Source organism: Kitasatospora sp. NPDC088264, from assembly GCF_040685715.1.
In the GTDB taxonomy this organism is placed as follows: domain Bacteria; phylum Actinomycetota; class Actinomycetes; order Streptomycetales; family Streptomycetaceae; genus Kitasatospora.
In genome coordinates, this window is sequence record NZ_JBFBIR010000042.1 from 32,261 (window position 1) to 48,276 (window position 16,016).

Below are 16,016 nucleotides of genomic sequence, written 5' to 3' on the forward strand. Positions count from 1 at the left end.
TACCTCGCGATGTGGAAGTAGGTCGAGATTGCGATGAGCTCTCGATGAGTACGCGATGAGTACGCGATGGGTACGCCCATGAAGTAGCGACGGTCCGGCGGACGAGACACCCCGGACTCATAGACAGGAGTGAAGTGGCTAAGGTCCGGGTTTATGAACTCGCCAAGGAACTTGGCTTGGAGAGCAAGGCCGTCATGGCCAAGCTCACCGAGCTCGGTGAGTTCGTCCGTTCGGCGTCCTCGACGATTGAGGCGCCGGTCGTACGTAAGCTGACTGACGCGCTTGGTGTGGCCCCCACCGGTGGTGGTTCCGCTGCCAAGCCGGGCCCGCGCAAGAGCGCGGCGCCCCAGCCCGCGGGTGGCTCCGCCGCCGCGGGTGCACCCAAGCCGGGTGCTCCGACCCCGGGTCCGCGCCCCAGCGCGACCCCTGGTCCCCGTCCCACCCCGGCCGCGGCTCCCGCGGCCCCTGCGGCCCAGGCCGCGCCCGCCGCCCCGGCGGCCCCCGCCGCCGCGAAGCCGGCGGGTGGCCCGACCCCGGGTCCGCGCCCGGCGGCGCGTCCCGCCGCTCCGGCGGCCCCGGCCGCGCCCGCGGCCGAGTTCTCCTCGCCGGCTCCGGCCGGTGACACCCCGCGTCAGGCTCCGCAGGCCTCGCAGGCTCCGCAGGCCCCGCAGGCCTCGCGTCCGGCCGGTCCCGCCGCCGGCGGTGCCCGTCCGGGTCCGCGTCCGGCCGGCCCGCGTCCGGGCAACAACCCGTTCACCTCGGGCAGCGCGACCGGTATGGCCCGCCCCGGCGACCGCCGGCAGGGCGCGCCGGGTGCGCGTCCGGCCGGTCAGGGCGCCCCGGGCGGCGACCGTCCGCGTCCGGGCGGCGACCGTCCGCGTCCCGCCGGTGCTCCCGGTGCCGACCGTGGCGCCCCGCGTCCCGGTGGCGACCGTCCGCGTCCCGCCGGTGCTCCCGGTGCCGACCGTGGCGCCCCGCGTCCCGGTGGCGACCGTCCGCGTCCCGACGGCATGCCGCGTCCGGCCGGTCCGCGCCCCGGCGCCCCGTCCCCGTCCGGCATGCCGCGCCCGAACCCGGGCATGATGCCGCAGCGTCCGGCTCCGGGCCCGCGTCCGGGCCCCGGCGGCCGTGGCCCCGGTGGCCCCGGTGGCCGTCCGGGTGGTCCGGGTGCCGGTGGCGCCCGTCCGGGCTTCCAGGGTCGTCCGGCCGGTCCGGGCTCGCGTCCGGCCGGTGGCGGCGGCTTCGGCGGTCCGCGTCCCGGTGGCGGTGCCCCCGGTGGTGGCGGCGGCTTCGGCCCGCGTCCCGGTGGTTTCGGTGGTCGTCCCGGCGGCCCGGGTGCCCGTGGTGGCACGCAGGGCGCCTTCGGTCGTGGCCCGGGCGGTCGCCCGGCGCGTGGCCGCAAGTCGAAGCGGGCGAAGCGCCAGGAGTACGAGGCCATGCAGGCCCCGTCCGTCGGCGGTGTGATGCTGCCTCGCGGCAACGGCCAGACCGTTCGCCTGTCGAGCGGCGCCTCGCTGATGGACTTCGCGGAGAAGATCAACGCCAACCCGGCCGCGCTCGTCTCCGTCATGTTCAACCTCGGTGAGATGGTCACCGCGACGCAGTCGGTCTCCGACGCGACCCTCGAGCTGCTGGCCGGCGAGATGGGCTTCATCCTGGAGATCGTCAGCCGCGACGACGAGGACCGCGAGCTGCTGGAGTCGTTCGACATCGACTTCGGTGCGAACGAGGGCGACGAGGACCAGCTGGCCCCGCGCCCGCCGGTCGTCACCGTCATGGGTCACGTCGACCACGGTAAGACCCGCCTGCTGGACGCCATCCGCAAGTCCAACGTGGTGGCCGGCGAGGCCGGTGGCATCACCCAGCACATCGGTGCCTACCAGGTCGTCACCGAGGTGAACGGCGAGCAGCGCCCGATCACCTTCCTCGACACCCCGGGTCACGAGGCGTTCTCCGCCATGCGTGCCCGTGGTGCCAAGTCCACCGACATCGCGATCCTGGTGGTCGCGGCCAACGACGGTGTCATGCCGCAGACGGTCGAGGCGTTGAACCACGCCAAGGCCGCGGGTGTGCCGATCGTGGTCGCCGTCAACAAGATCGACGTCGAGGGCGCCGACCCGACCAAGGTCCGCGGTCAGCTGACCGAGTTCGGTCTGGTGGCGGAGGAGTACGGCGGCGACACCATGTTCGTCGACATCTCCGCGCGCCAGGGCCTCAACATCGAGCAGCTGCTGGAGGCCGTGGTCCTCACCGCGGACGCCTCGCTCGACCTGCGGGCCAACCCCGAGCAGGACGCGCAGGGTATCGCCATCGAGGCCCACCTCGACAAGGGCCGCGGCGCCATGGCGACCGTGCTCGTGCAGCGCGGTACCCTCCGCGTCGGCGACTCGATCGTGGTCGGCGACGCCTATGGCCGCGTCCGCGCGATGCTGGACGAGAACGGCAACAGCCTCGCCGAGGCCGGCCCGTCCCGCCCGGTGCTGCTGCTCGGTCTGACCTCGGTGCCCCGCGCCGGCGACAGCTTCATCGTCGTCGACGAGGACCGCACCGCCCGTCAGATCGCCGAGAAGCGCTCGGCCCGCGACCGCAACGCCGCCTTCGCGCAGCGTCGGGTCCGGGTGTCCCTGGAGGACCTGGACAAGGCCATCGCCGCCGGCGAGATCGAGCAGCTCAACCTCATCATCAAGGGTGACGTCTCCGGTTCGGTCGAGGCCCTCGAGGACGCCCTCGTCAAGCTGGACGTGGGCGAGGAGGTCGAGCTCCGCATCCTGCACCGCGGTGTGGGTGCGATCACCGAGTCCGACGTCAACCTGGCGATGGGTTCGGACGCCATCATCATCGGCTTCAACGTGCGCGCCGAAGGCCGTGCGCGTACCGCGGCCGACAAGGAAGGCGTGGACGTCCGGTACTACTCGGTCATCTACCAGGCGATCGAGGAGATCGAGAACGCCCTCAAGGGCATGCTCAAGCCCGAGTACGAGGAGGTGCGCCTCGGCTCCGCGGAGATCCGCGAGGTGTTCCGCTCCTCCAAGTTCGGCAACATCGCGGGTGTCATCGTCCGCGAGGGCCTGCTGCGCCGCAACGCCAAGGCCCGCCTCATCCGCGACGGCAAGGTCGTGGTGGAGAGCCTCACCATCGAGGGTCTGCGCCGCTTCAAGGACGACGCGACCGAGGTCCGCGAGGGCTTCGAGGCCGGTGTCACCCTGGGGTCGTTCAACGACATCAAGGTCGAGGACATCATCGAGACCTACGAGATGCGCGAGAAGCCGCGTTCGTAGTCGGTGAAAGCCGGGGCCGGTCGACGGGTGGTATTTCCGTCGACCGGCCCCGGTCTCGCTGTGTAGGGTCCGGGGTAGTCGAGATGCAGCAGCGTTCAGACGTAGCACCGGCAGCCCGGTTCCGGGCTGCCCCCCGAGGCCTTCCAGGTCGGCGAGACCTGTCATACATGTTCGTGGGAACACTCACCTTCGACCTGCTGTTGGGCGACGTCCACTCGCTCAAGGAGAAGCGTTCGATCGTGCGGCCCATCGTGGCCGAACTGCAGCGCAAGTACAGCGTGTGCGCTGCCGAGACCGGGAACCAGGATCTGCACCGCAGGGCCGAGATCGGCCTCGCGGTGGTGGCCGGCGATGCCGGGTACGTCACCGAGATCCTGGACAGCTGTGAGCGGTTGGTCGCCGGCCGCCCCGAGGTGCAGCTCCTCTCCGCGAGGAGGAGGTACCACAACGACGACGACGAATGAGAGCCGTGGAGACGATCGGCGGAAGTCGCCGTTCTCACACGGATCAGGACCCAGAGCGCCCGCAAGGCCGGGCGCGGGCCGGTACTTTGGGGCGTGGGCCCCGAAGGGTGCGTAGCTCACCCGAATGCCGGACCCACTGCACGAGGAGGCAACGTGACCGACACCGCAAGGGCGCGCAAGCTCGCCGACCGCATCCAGGTGGTCGTCGCCCAGACCCTGGAGCGGCGGATCAAGGACCCGCGACTGGGGTTCGTGACCATCACCGACACCCGGGTGACCGGGGACCTGCGCGAGGCCACCGTCTTCTACACCGTCTTCGGCGACGAGACCGAGCGCGAGGCCACGGCCGCCGCGCTGGAGAGCGCCAAGGGCGTGATCCGCTCCGAGGTCGGCAAGATCGGGGTGCGCTTCACCCCGACGCTGACCTTCGTCGCGGACGCGCTGCCGGACAACGCCCGGAACATCGACGACCTGCTCGACCGGGCCAAGGCCATCGACGCGGCGGTGCGCACCACCGCCGCGGGCGCGACCTACGCCGGCGAGGCGGACCCGTACAAGGTTCCGGCGGCCGAGCGTGACGACGAGGACGAGTAGTCATGGCGGGTGAGCCGGCGAAGGCCGCCTCGCGAGCCGGTTCGACCACGGGGGCGTCTTCCACCAGCACGGTGGAGGACGCCCTCGTGGCGCTCCCGGGGCCGCGCACCGAGGAGAGCGGTTTCGAGCTGCTCTGGCAGCAGGTGGTGGCGGAGATCGGGCGGGCCCGTTCGATCGACCTGATCTGCCACATCTGCCCGGACGGCGACGCCCTGGGCTCCTCGCTGGCGGCTGCGCTGGCGCTGCGCGGGCTCGGCAAGCGGGTGCGGGTCTCCTTCGGCGACGACCCGCAGATCGTGCCCGAGTCGTTGGCCTTCCTGCCCGGCCAGGAGCTGATCGTGCCGGCCGTCGAGGTGCCGGACGTCCCCGAGCTGGTGCTCTGCTTCGACGTGGCCGCGGAGAGCCGGCTCGGCCTGCTGCACGGCAAGGCCTTCGCCGCGCCGGTGCTGGTGGTGATCGACCACCACGCCTCCAATCCGGGCTTCGGCACCCACCAGCTGATCGACCCGACCGCGCCGGCCACCGCCGTCCTGGTCGACGAACTGCTGCGCCGGCTCGGCGTCGAACTCGACCAGGACCTGGCCACCTGCCTGTACACCGGCGTCGCCACCGACACCGGTTCGTTCAAGTACCGGGCCACCACGCCCGCCACCCACGAACTCGCCGGGCGGCTGCTGGCCACCGGCATCCGGCACGACCTGATCTCCCGGCAGCTGTGGGACACCTCCTCCTTCGGCTACCTCAAGGTGCTCGCGGGCGCGCTCGACCGGGCCGTCTACGAGCCGGACGCGGCCGGCGGGCTGGGCCTGGTGTGGACCTGGGTGCCGTACCAGGACCTGGTGCTGTTCAGCGTCACGGTCGAGGAGATCGAGGGGCTGATCGACATCCTGCGCCGCCCGGCCGAGGCCGAGGTGGCGCTGGTGCTCAAGCAGGACCCGGACGGCACGCTGCGGGGCTCCTCGCGTTCCAAGGGTGCGGTGGACGTCGCGGCCGCCTGCGCGGAGCTGGGTGGCGGCGGGCACGTCTTCGCGGCCGGGTTCAGCGCCCGGGAGGACGTGGCCGCGGTGGTCGAACGGTTCCGGAGCGCGCTGCGACCGGTACGTTGATCATCTCTTGACCGCTTTTTAGAGAAAGAACTTGATGAAGCGCAAAGGCACCGGCCCGGACGGCCTGGTGATCGTCGACAAGCCCGAGGGCATCACCTCCCACGGGGTCGTCGCCAAGCTGCGATGGCTGGCCGGGACGCGGAAGGTCGGGCACGCCGGCACGCTCGACCCGATGGCCACCGGCGTACTGGTGATCGGCGTCGAGCGGGCCACCCGGCTGCTCGGCCACCTGATGCTCACCGCCAAGACGTACGAGGCGACCGTCCGGCTCGGCCAGACCACCGTCACCGACGACCGGGAGGGCGAGGTCACCGCGTCCGCCCCGGCCGACGGGGTGACCAGGGAGGCGATCGACGCCGGGATCGCCGCGCTCACCGGCGAGATCATGCAGGTGCCCTCCAAGGTCAGCGCGATCAAGATCGACGGCAAGCGGTCGTACGCGCGGGTGCGCGAGGGCGAGGACTTCGAGCTCGCGGCCCGGCCCACCACGATCCACTCCTTCACCGTGCACGGGCAGCGCGCGGCGCTCGCCGAGGACGGCACGCCGGTGATCGACCTGGACGTGACCGTCGAGTGCTCCTCCGGCACCTACATCCGGGCGCTGGCCCGTGACCTGGGCGCCGGGCTCGGCGTCGGCGGCCACCTCACCGCGCTGCGGCGCACCAGGGTCGGGCCGTACTCGGTGGAGTCGGCGCGCACCCTGGAGCAGTTGGAGGCCGCGGTCACCGGCGAGTCCCCGACGGGGCTGCAGGTGCTGCCGATCGGGGAGGCCGCGGCCGCCGCCTTCCCACGCTGGGACCTGGACGAGTCGGCGGCGGAGAAGCTGTCGCACGGTGCCCGGCTCAAGGCGCCCGGGCTGGGCGTGGACGGGCCGATCGCGGTGTTCGGGCCGGACGGGCGCTTCCTCGCGCTGGTCGAGGAGACGGACGGGCAGGCGAAGCCGGTCGCGGTCTTCGTCGGCTGACGCCCCGCAGCGCACGCGTCACCCCCGTCGGGAGTCTTCCGGCGGGGGTTTCGCTCGTTCGGGGGGCGTCCCGGGAGGGGCTTCGCTCGTTCAGGGGGTGTTCCGGCGAGGTCCGGGGGTTCGTTCCGGCGAGGGAGGGGTCACCCGCCCGGGGGAGCGCGCGAGGTGAACGCCCGTGGTGAGCGGCGCAGGCGCGGTGGGGCCGCCTCCCGGGCGGGCAGGCTCCCCGGCGGCGAGCAGGTCGCCGTGACGAGCCCGCCCCCGGGCCGTCCGGCCTGCGGGGAGGGCAGTGCGAATGCCGGGATTCCTGGACGGCGACGGCGTGGCGGGAGATCCGGGGCGGTACCTGCTGCGGATCCGCGACCTCAACGGGCGACTGCACGGCTTAGGGTTCGTCGCCGACCCGCAGGGCACCGTCCTCACCGCCCACGAGAGCGTCACCGGCCTGGACCGGATCGTCCTGCACACCCCCGGCGGGCAGACCAGGGTGCTCGGCCCGGACGCCGTCCTGCCGCTGCCCGAGCACGGGCTCGCCCTGCTGCGCACCGACGCGGTCGGCGGGCTGCCCGTGCCGCCGCTGCCCGTCGCGGCCCTCGGGGCCGGGCGCGCGGTGCTGCTGCCCGCGCTGGCCGGCGAGGACGGGCGGGTGGTGGCGCTGCGCTGCGGTCTGCTCGGTGCCGCCGGTGCCGGGTGCGGCGGGGTCGGCGGGGTGCTGCTGCTCGACCCGCCGGTGGTCGCCGGCGTCGTGGTGCCGGCCGGTTCGCCGGTGCTGGACGCCCGCAGCGGCGCCGTGGTGGCCCTGGCCGTGCCCGCGCTGCGCGGGCCGCAGCACGGCGGCGCGCTCCCGGCGGTGCCGGCCGGCGGCGGCGCGGTCGCGGTCGCCCCGGCGCTGGCCGAACTGCTGGCGCGCAACGGCGCGGCCGTGCCCGGCTACGGGCCCGCGCTCAACCTGGCCGGCGTGCTGCGGCTGACCGCGGCCCAGCTGGCCGCCGCCGGGGCCGGCCCGGGCCGGGTGGCCGGGCTCGCCGCCGACCGGGTCGACCGGCCCGACGGACTGGCCGGGGACGAGCCGCAGGCCACCGTCACCGCCCTGGTCGGCGCCCCCGGCAGCGGGCGCTCCACCGAACTCGCCGCCCTCGCCGCCCGCCGCGCCGGCGGCGCCCGGCCGCTGCCCACCCTCTGGCTGCGCGGCGCCGACCTGCGCGCCGAGGACCGCTCGCTCGCCGCCCCGGTGGAACGGGCGCTGGCCGCCGTCGCGGCCGAGCTGGGCATCCCGGCGCCCGCGCCGGAACCGGTGGCGGCGCTGTGCGCGGCGGCCGGGCGGCCGCTGCTGGTGGTCCTGGACGGCCCCGAGGAGGCCCCGGCGCCGCTGGACCCGCGCTGGCTGCGCGGCGCGGGGGACTGGCTGACCGGCTGCGGGGCGCGGCTGCTGACCGCCTGCGGCGAGGAGGCCTGGGTGCGGCTGGCGGCCGAGAAGTGGGGCAGCGGCACCGGCCACGCCCGGTACCCGGACCCGCCGGAGCCGGGCGGCGACCTGGCCAGCGCCCCCACCGTCCGGATGGACGGCGGCGGCCCGGGCGCCCCCAGCCTCGCCGGGCACCGGCTCGGCCCGCTCCCCGCCGAGGCGGCCGAGCGGGTACGCCGCCGCTACGGGCTGCCGCCGGGCTGGCCGGCCGACGCCGACGCGCGGCACCCGCTGGCCGTCCGGCTGGCCGGCGAGCTGTGGGCGGAGGGCCTGCGCGGGGAGCCGGCCCGCCGGGGCGAACTGTTCGCCGCCTACCTGGACCTGCGTTGCCTGCGGGTGGCCGGGCGGCTGGTCGAGGACGGCCGGCAGCGCCGCCCGGGCGCCCACCGCCGGAGCTCCGCTCGCCCGGCCGGGCCCTCCCACGGGCGGGTGCGGCGGCTGGCGGCCGCGGTGGCCGGACGGGTGCACGAGGCGGCCCGGCGGATGCTCGGCGCCGGGCCGGGCGGCCTGGGCCGGGCCACCTTCGAGGAACTGTTCCCGGCAGCCGGCGGCTGGGCCACGGCCGTCCTCGCCGAGGGCCTGTTCGTCCCGGCCGGGCCCGGATTCCGGTTCGCGCACGGGGAGTTCGCGGACTGGCTGCAGGGCCTGCACCTGGACCTGGACGCCGCGCTGGGGCTGCTGCTCGGCGAGGCCGCGGACACGCCCTCCTCACCCGCGAACGGGCTGGAGGGCGCGCCAGCGGAGGGCTCCCCGCGCGGCGTCCCCCGGCACCGGATCGGCCCGGTCGCCGCCGCGCTGCGCCGACTGGCCGAAGCCTGGGGCGCACCCGCCCTGGACCCCTGGCTGCACCGGCTCTGGCGCGCCCTGGACCTGCGCCCGCCCGGCAGCGAACCGGCCTGGTGGGCGGGCCGGCTGCTCACCGCCGGGCTGGCCGCCAGCCCCGATCCGGCCGAACACCTGGCGCTGCTCGACCAGTTGGCCGGTCGGATCGCCGAACGGGCGGTCGCCGAGGGCGGGTTGGACGCGCTCCCGGCGGACGGGCTCGGCTCGTTCGGCCCGGCGTTCTGGACCGGCCTCGGCCTGCCCGCCGAGACCGAACTCGCGCTGCTGCGCCGCCTGGTGGCCGCCGACGGGCCCGGGCAGCCGTTCCTCGGCGCGGTGGCCGAACGGCTGCGCGCCGACCCCGTCGCGGTGTTCCCGCTGCTCTGCGCCTGGTTCGACGATCCGCGCGGCCTGCCCGGCCGCCCCGGACACACCGTCGCCGACCTCGCCCACGACCTGCTGCACGCCCACCGCCGGCTCGCCCTGGACGAGTTGGCCGACGCCCTGGCCGACGCCGCGCACCCGAGGGCGGACGCACTGCTCACCGTGCTCGCCACCGAGGAGCCCTCCGCGCTCTGCCGGGCGGTGGACCGCTGGAGCCACGACGGGCGACCCGAGCGGCACGTCGCCGCCGCCGTGCACGCCCTGCACGCCGCCCCGCACGCCGTCGGCGCCGCCGCCGGACTGCTGCGTTTCACCGCGCTGACCCTGCTCGCCCGCGAGGACGAACCGGGCCTGCACGGCGCCGCCCTCGCCCTGCTGGTCGGCGACCCGGCGACCAGGGCCGAGCACCTCCCCGCCGCGCTGGCCCTGCACCGGGCGGGCGGCGACGCCTTCCTCACCCCCAGGGCGCTGGCCCCCGCCCTGGAGAGCGACCCGGAACCCGTCCTGGCCGCGCTCGCCGACCGGCTGGCGGCCCCCGGCGCAGCCGCCGCCGAGACCCTGCGGGTGCTCGCCGACGCCCGCACCCCGGTGGCCACCCGGCGGGGCGCCGAACTGGCCGCCCGGCTGCTGCGCGAGCACCCGGCCCTGGCCGGCCCGGTCGCCGTCGACTACCTGGGCCGCCGCCTGGAGCGCGCCGCGACCGGCGGCCCGGCCGCCCGGCTGGAGCTGCGGGTGCTGCTCGGCGGCGCGCTGGCCGCCCGGACGGCGGGCGTGCGGAGGCCGTTCGCCCAGGTGCTGTCCGTCCCGGTGGCCGACCCGGCAGCGGACGCGCTGCGCTGCGAACTGCTGGACACCCTGCTCGCCATCGAGACCGACCCGGCGGTGCTGACCGCGGCCGTGGAGCGGCTGGCCGAGCACTGCGCGGCCGAGAACCCGGCCCGGGCCCGCGCGGTGCTGGCCCGGGCGACCCCCGGCCTGCCGCGCGCGGACGAACTGCTGGTGCGCTGGGCCGGCCGCTCGGCGGCGTTCGCGCAGCTGCTCGCCCAGTGGCCGCGGGACGCCGCCCCGACCGCGCCGGACGGTCCCCGGCTGGCCCGGATGCGGGCCCTGGCGGCGGCCGGCCGCGACCCGCAGTACGCGGCCGCCGAGGCGGAGCGGACCGTGCCCGGGCGCGCCGCGCACCCGCCGGTGCGCCCAACCCGTATTCCGGTGCCGGAGCAGGAGCAGGCGCATGGCACGCTATAGGGGTTCGGGTTTGAGCGTTTGAGCGTACAGAGGGTACGCGCCGTACGGAACAAGGAGCGGTCAGGGTGCAGCGCTGGCGTGGCTTGGAGGAGATCCCCGCTGACTGGGGACGCAGCGTCGTCACCATCGGCTCGTTCGACGGGGTGCACCGCGGGCATCAGCTGATCATCGGTCGGGCGGTCGAGCGGGCCCGCGAACTCGGCCTCCCCGCAGTGGTGGTGACCTTCGACCCGCACCCGCGCGAGGTCATCCGCCCGGGCAGCCACCCGCCGCTGCTCGCCCCGCAGGCGCGCCGCGCCGAGCTGATCGCGGGCCTCGGCGTGGACGCGGTGCTGGTGCTGCCGTTCACCCCGGAGCTGTCCCAGGAGTCGCCGGAGACCTTCGTCCAGCAGGTCCTGGTCGACGCCCTGCACGCCCGGGCCGTCATCGAGGGCCCCAACTTCCGCTTCGGGCACCGGGCCGCTGGGGACGTCGCGCTGCTCACCGAGCTGGGCCGCTCGGCCGGCTTCGACGTCGAGGTGGTCGACCTCCAGGTGAGCGGCGCCGCCGGGGCCGGCGAGCCGTTCTCCTCCACCCTGACCCGGCGGCTGGTCGAGACCGGCGACATGGCCGGCGCCGGCGAGGTGCTGGGCCGCCCGCACCGGGTCGAGGGCGTGGTGGTGCGCGGCGCGCAGCGCGGCCGCGAGCTCGGCTACCCCACCGCCAACGTCGAGACCGTGCCGCACAGCGCGATCCCGGCCGACGGCGTGTACGCGGGCTGGCTGACCGCCGACGGCGAGCGCATGCCCGCCGCCATCTCGGTCGGCACCAACCCGACCTTCGACGGCACCGCCCGCACCGTCGAGGCGTACGCCATCGACCGGGTCGGCCTGGACCTGTACGGGCTGCACGTGGCCGTGGACTTCCTGGCCTACCTGCGCGGGATGGAGAAGTTCGACTCCATCGACGCGCTGCTCGACCGGATGGCCGACGACGTCAAGCAGGCCCGCGAGCTGACCGACGGCGTCTGAGCACTGCCGCAGCACGGGGAAGGGCCCGCCGACCTGGTCGGCGGGCCCTTCGGCGTCACTGCGGGGGCTGCGGCGGGTGGCCGTAGCCGGGCGGCGGCTGGTAGCCGTCCGGCGGGGACGGCGAGGTGGGCTGGGACGGCGGGGCGGGCTGCGGCGGCTGGCCCTGGGCGGGCGGGTAGCCGTAGCCCGGGCCCGGCTGCGGGGCCGGCTGCTGCTGGGCGCCCGGCTGCGGCCAGGCCGTGGGGGCGGGCGGCTGCTGCGGGTAGCCGTAGCCGGGGGGCGGCGGCGGGGCCTGGCCGGGCTGCGGCGCCCACGGCGCCCCGGGGGCGGGCTGAGCGGCCTGACCGGCCTGACCCGGATACGGCTGTGGCTGCGGTTGTGGCTGCGGCGGGTACGGCGTGGCCTGCGCCTGCTGCTGCCACCCGGACTGCTGGGCGGCGGCCTGCTGGGCCCGGACGATGTCCTCGCCGACCAGGGTGGCCAGCTCGAAGTAGGCCTCGCGGACCTTGGGCCGCATCATGTCGAGGTTGACCTCGGCGCCGGCCGCCAGGCTCTCGTCGAACGGCACCACGATCACCCCGCGGCAGCGGGTCTGGAAGTGCGCGACGATGTCCTCGACCTTGATCAGCTTGCTGGTCTCGCGCACCCCGGAGACCACCGTGATGCTGCGTTGCACCAGGTCCGCGTAGCCGTGCGCGGAGAGCCAGTCCAGGGTGGTCGAGGCACTGGAGGCGCCGTCCACGCTGGGGGTGGAGACGATGATCAGCTGGTCGGCGAGGTCCAGCACCCCGCGCATCGCGCTGTACAGCAGGCCGGTGCCGGAGTCGGTCAGGACGATCGGGTACTGGCGGCCCAGCACGTCGATGACCTGGCGGTAGTCCGAGTCGTTGAACGTGGTCGAGACCGCCGGGTCGACGTCGTTCGCCAGGATCTCCAGGCCCGAGTTGAGGTCCTGCGAGGTGAACTGACGGATGTCCATGTAGCTGCGCAGGTGCGGGATGGCCGTCACCAGGTCGCGGATGGTCGCGCCGGTCTGGCGCTTGACCCGGCGGCCCAGGGTGCCGGCGTCCGGGTTGGCGTCGATCGCGATCACCTTGTCCTGGCGCTCGCTGGCCAGGGTCGCGCCGAGCGCGGTGGTGGTCGTGGTCTTGCCGACCCCGCCCTTGAGGCTGATCACGGCGATCCGGTAGCAGCTCAGCACCGGGGTGCGGATGATCTCCAGCTTGCGCGACTTCTCGGCGGCCGCCGCCTTGCCGCCGAACTGGAACCGCGGCTGCTGGCGCTGCTGCTTGGGCTGGCTGCGCAGCAGCCGGTCCGAGGACAGCTCGACCGCGGCGGTGTAGCCGAGTGGCGCACCGTGCGCCACGGGCGGCTGCGGGGCGGCGGAATGCGGGAACGCGACCGGCGGCGGTGCGACGGCGCTCTGCGGCGGCCACGGCTGCACCCCGCCGGACTGCTCGTGCGGCGAGCCCGGCAGCAACGGCTGGTACTCGTGCGGCTGGGGCTGGGCCGACTGCGGGTAGGCGGGGGGCTGCGGCCAGCCGCCCTGGCGCGGATCCACCGGCGCGGACAGCGGGGCCGGCTGCTGCGGCTGTGCGGGCTGCGGCTGGGCGGCGGCCTGCTGGGCGGCCCACGCGGCGGCGGACTGCGCGTCCTGCGGCGGCAGCGGCTGCTGCGGGGGCAGGTGCTGCGCGGGCGGCTGCGGGTACGTCTGCGGCGGGACCGGCTGGGCGGGCTGCGCCGGCGGCGCGGCCGAGACCGGGGCCGGGTGCGGCGGCTGCGGGGCCGGGGCGGGCTGCGGCTGCGCCGGGACCTCCGCCGGCCAGCCCGGGGCGACGGCCGGTGGCTGTTCGAACGCGGGGGCGGGGGCCTGGGCAGGGGCGGACGCCGGGAACGGGACGTGCTGCGCCTCGGCCTGGACGGGCTGTGCGGGCGGCACGGGCGGCACGGGTACGGGCTGCGCGGGCACGGGCGCCTGAGCCGGCGTCGGGGCCTGGGCGGGCACCGGCGCCGGAGCGGCGGCCTGCGGAGCCTGCGCCGCCGTCGGAGCCTGCAGGACCGGGGCCGGGGCCGTCGGAGCCTGCACCGCCGGGGCCGCCGAGGCGTCCGTCTGCACGTACCAGGACGGGGGAGTGTAGTCGGGCGCGTCGGACCAGTCGTCGTCGTCCTCTGCCGCGTTGTCGCCGACGTAGACGCCGTCCCGATCGCTGCTCACTAGGGCTCCCTCGTGTTCGCCGCCGCTTGTTCAGCGGTGCCGTTGCCGCATCAAAGACTAGGCCGTGCGGCAACCCCCGTTGAAGGCGGCGTCGGATCCGGAGCGGCCCCCCGGGCCCGGCGCCGCCGCTCAGTCCATCCGGCGCGGACCGCCGAGAACCTGCTGCTCGGCCTGCCCGGCCACGGCCCGCACGTACTGGCGCCGCATCCGGGTGGCCCACAGCGTGAGGTCGTCGCCGAGGGTGGGCAGCGCGGCGACGTCCTCCGGCGGGAGCGACAGCACCCGGCCGGTCAGCTCCGCCTCCTGTGGGGAGACCCGCTGCACGCCCACCAGGTCGGCCGCGTTGAGCACCCGGGCCGCGTTCGGGCCCAGGTACGGCAGCAGGGTCAGGGTGGTCTGCCAGGGCGCGGCGGAGAGCCGGCTGCGCGGCGGGCGGGCGCCGAGGTCGCGCACGACCAGGACCGGTGAGGCCACCGAGGCGCCCTGCGGGCCGAGTCGGCCGACCTGGTGGACCGTCACGCACGGCTGCCCGCCGCCCGCGGCCTGCGCCAGCGGGCCCCACAGCTGCCCGCGCGCGGTCTCCACCGCGACCCGGGCGCCGATCGCGGCCGCCCGCAGCGCGATGACCTGCGCCGTCCACACGCCGCCGACCAGCACCAGGTCGTACGCGCTGGGCCGGAACAGGCCGAGCACTGCGGGCAGCCCCTGCGGGTCGACGCCGATCACCACGCCGTCGTCGCCGACCGGGAAGGCCAGCGCCCCGAGGTCCGCGGCGTCGAGCACGTGCTTCTCCCGGCGCGGGCCGCGCAGCCCGAAGCCGGGCAGGATCCGGGACCGCGCCCGGGGCCGTTCGGCGCCGTGCTGCGGGCCGGGGGCCGGATAGGTCTGGTACGCCATCAGGACGCTCCTCCCAGCGGCAGGGTGGCGAGCACCCCGGGGGCCTGCTCCAGGTCGAGCCGGACCAGGCCGAGTCCGGCGCCCTGCGCCCGCGCCTCCACCTGGCGGCCGACCTGCGTCACCTCGCTCTCGCTGCGCCCGGTCACCCGCAGGTGCCCGCTGACGGTCACCGAGCCGCCGGTGCCGCGCCCGGCGGTCAGGCTGAAGGTGCTGGCCAGCGCGGGGGAGCCGGTGACCAGGTTGACCAGGTCGGGTGCGGCGATCCGGCCGGGCGAGCCGCCGGGGCGGCTGAGCTGCGGCCAGCGGGAGATCCAGTAGGTGCTGTGCCAGCGGTCGTCGATCCGCCAGAACCGGCTGCCCTCCTGGGTGCGGCGGGTGGTGCCGCCGCCGCTGCCGGTGCCCTGGCGCCCGGCCACCGCGAGCGGGTTGGCGCAGGTGGAGATGGCCAGCGCGGCGATCAGCTCGCGCTCGTCCAGCACGGTCGCGTTGAACCCGGCGCTGTTGAGCCGCCCGGCCAGCTGGTCGGTCACCCGTTGCAGCGCCTTGCGGGCGCCCTCCTCGCCGCCGCCGCGGGCCCGGACGGCGGCCGCGGCGCGCTCCGGGTCGAGCTTGAGCGCCACCCAGGTCAGCCGCAGCCCGGGGGTGGCGGTGCCGTCCGGCAGCTCGCGGTAGGCGCGGGCGGCCAGCGACTGCTCGGGCAGGTGCGGGGCCGGGGCCGGCTGGGTGTGCTGGACGAGCTGCACCGACTCCAGGGTGATGTCGTCGACCTGGAGCGCCGAGCAGATCACGTCCAGGGGCAGCGGCAGCGCGGTGCGCACCGGGCGCAGCGGCTGGTCCTTGGCCTGGACGAGCAGCACCGAGCTGAGGAAGGTGCCGTCGCCGACCATGCCGGTCTCCCGGCGGACCGGGCGGCCGCCCAGGTCGGCCTCGGTGGCGTGGGTGCAGGTGCGCAGCGCCGGTTCGAGTTCCAGGGCGGGGGCCAGTGCCGGGTCGGTGCCGGCCGGCGGCAGCGTGCCGCGGGCCTGCCGGCGGCGGGACTTGAGGGCGGCGCGCACTCGTAGCAGTTCGGGGATGGTCCGGCCGCGCAGCGGGATCACGGCGAGCACCACCAGGACCAGCGCGACCGCGCCGAAGCCGGCGGCGACCGGCCGGCTGATCGTCCAGCCCACCGCGACCAGCGCGGCCGCTACCTCGACCAGGACGAGCTGTTGGAGTCTCAGCCGCCCGCCGAGCAGCCCGGGCCGGGGGTTGATCCGGAGCAGGACGGGCCCGCGACCGCCTTCGTCACGGCCGCTGCTCTCGCCGACGGGCGGCAGTGGCTGCCCGGGCGCGGTCCCGGGCGCGGGGCCGCCGCGCTGCGCCCGGCCGGAGCGGCGCGACCTCCCGCCCGTTGCCGGTCCGCGGCGTCCTGGAGCGGTCTGGCTTGGCATCCCCCGGGTGACCCTCTCTGATCAGTTGCCGCGGCCCGGCTGGCCGGTGCGCGGACCGTACCCGTACCGTACTCACCGTCTGCTGCCGCATCGTAGAGGGTTCGTACGGGTTCCCGCCCGGCGGGTGCGGGGGGCGGTGCAG

10 protein-coding genes are annotated in these 16,016 nt (G+C 76.0%); 7 read left to right on the plus strand and 3 right to left on the minus strand.

Annotated elements, in window-relative coordinates; translation table 11 throughout:
• The first annotated feature begins 134 nt into the window (after positions 1-134).
• The 7 genes from infB to AB0O82_RS26985 all read left to right on the plus strand — a co-directional run bounded on the left by infB (position 135) and on the right by AB0O82_RS26985 (position 11,332).
• Positions 135-3,278 carry a translation initiation factor IF-2 gene (gene infB / locus AB0O82_RS26955; RefSeq protein ID WP_363586517.1) on the plus strand — a complete coding sequence of 1,048 codons (3,144 nt, stop codon included), beginning with the start codon at positions 135-137 and terminating at the stop codon, positions 3,276-3,278.
• Between the two features lie 167 nt (positions 3,279-3,445).
• Entirely contained in the window at positions 3,446-3,742 is a 297-nt protein-coding gene (locus AB0O82_RS26960; protein WP_063347622.1) for a DUF503 domain-containing protein, read from the plus strand.
• Between the two features lie 153 nt (positions 3,743-3,895).
• A complete protein-coding gene (gene rbfA, locus AB0O82_RS26965; RefSeq protein ID WP_350885658.1) occupies positions 3,896-4,336 on the plus strand; it encodes a 30S ribosome-binding factor RbfA in 441 nt (146 codons plus the stop codon).
• Between the two features lie 2 nt (positions 4,337-4,338).
• On the plus strand, positions 4,339-5,442 hold the full coding sequence (locus AB0O82_RS26970) for a bifunctional oligoribonuclease/PAP phosphatase NrnA (protein ID WP_363586518.1): 1,104 nt from the start codon (positions 4,339-4,341) through the stop codon (positions 5,440-5,442).
• A gap of 34 nt (positions 5,443-5,476) precedes the next feature.
• Positions 5,477-6,406, plus strand: coding sequence for a tRNA pseudouridine(55) synthase TruB (gene truB, locus AB0O82_RS26975; RefSeq protein ID WP_363586519.1), 930 nt, complete (start codon positions 5,477-5,479; stop codon positions 6,404-6,406).
• A gap of 295 nt (positions 6,407-6,701) precedes the next feature.
• Positions 6,702-10,322, plus strand: a complete 3,621-nt coding sequence (locus AB0O82_RS26980; RefSeq protein ID WP_363586520.1) for a serine protease — start codon at positions 6,702-6,704, stop codon at positions 10,320-10,322.
• A 65-nt stretch (positions 10,323-10,387) separates the two neighbouring features.
• On the plus strand, positions 10,388-11,332 hold the full coding sequence (locus tag AB0O82_RS26985) for a bifunctional riboflavin kinase/FAD synthetase (RefSeq protein ID WP_363586521.1): 945 nt from the start codon (positions 10,388-10,390) through the stop codon (positions 11,330-11,332).
• A 55-nt stretch (positions 11,333-11,387) separates the two neighbouring features.
• On the opposite strand, the gene AB0O82_RS26990 is transcribed toward AB0O82_RS26985, so the two are convergent.
• From AB0O82_RS26990 to eccE, 3 genes are all read right to left on the minus strand, one after another.
• Complete coding sequence (locus AB0O82_RS26990) at positions 11,388-13,547, minus strand: MinD/ParA family protein (protein ID WP_363586522.1); 2,160 nt, start codon at positions 13,545-13,547, stop codon at positions 11,388-11,390.
• 129 nt (positions 13,548-13,676) lie between these two features.
• Positions 13,677-14,444, minus strand: coding sequence for a hypothetical protein (locus AB0O82_RS26995; RefSeq protein WP_363586523.1), 768 nt, complete (start codon positions 14,442-14,444; stop codon positions 13,677-13,679).
• On the minus strand, positions 14,444-15,874 hold the full coding sequence (eccE, locus tag AB0O82_RS27000) for a type VII secretion protein EccE (RefSeq protein ID WP_363586524.1): 1,431 nt from the start codon (positions 15,872-15,874) through the stop codon (positions 14,444-14,446). The genes AB0O82_RS26995 and eccE overlap by 1 nt, the downstream gene beginning before the upstream one ends.
• Between the last annotated feature and the right edge of the window lie 142 nt (positions 15,875-16,016).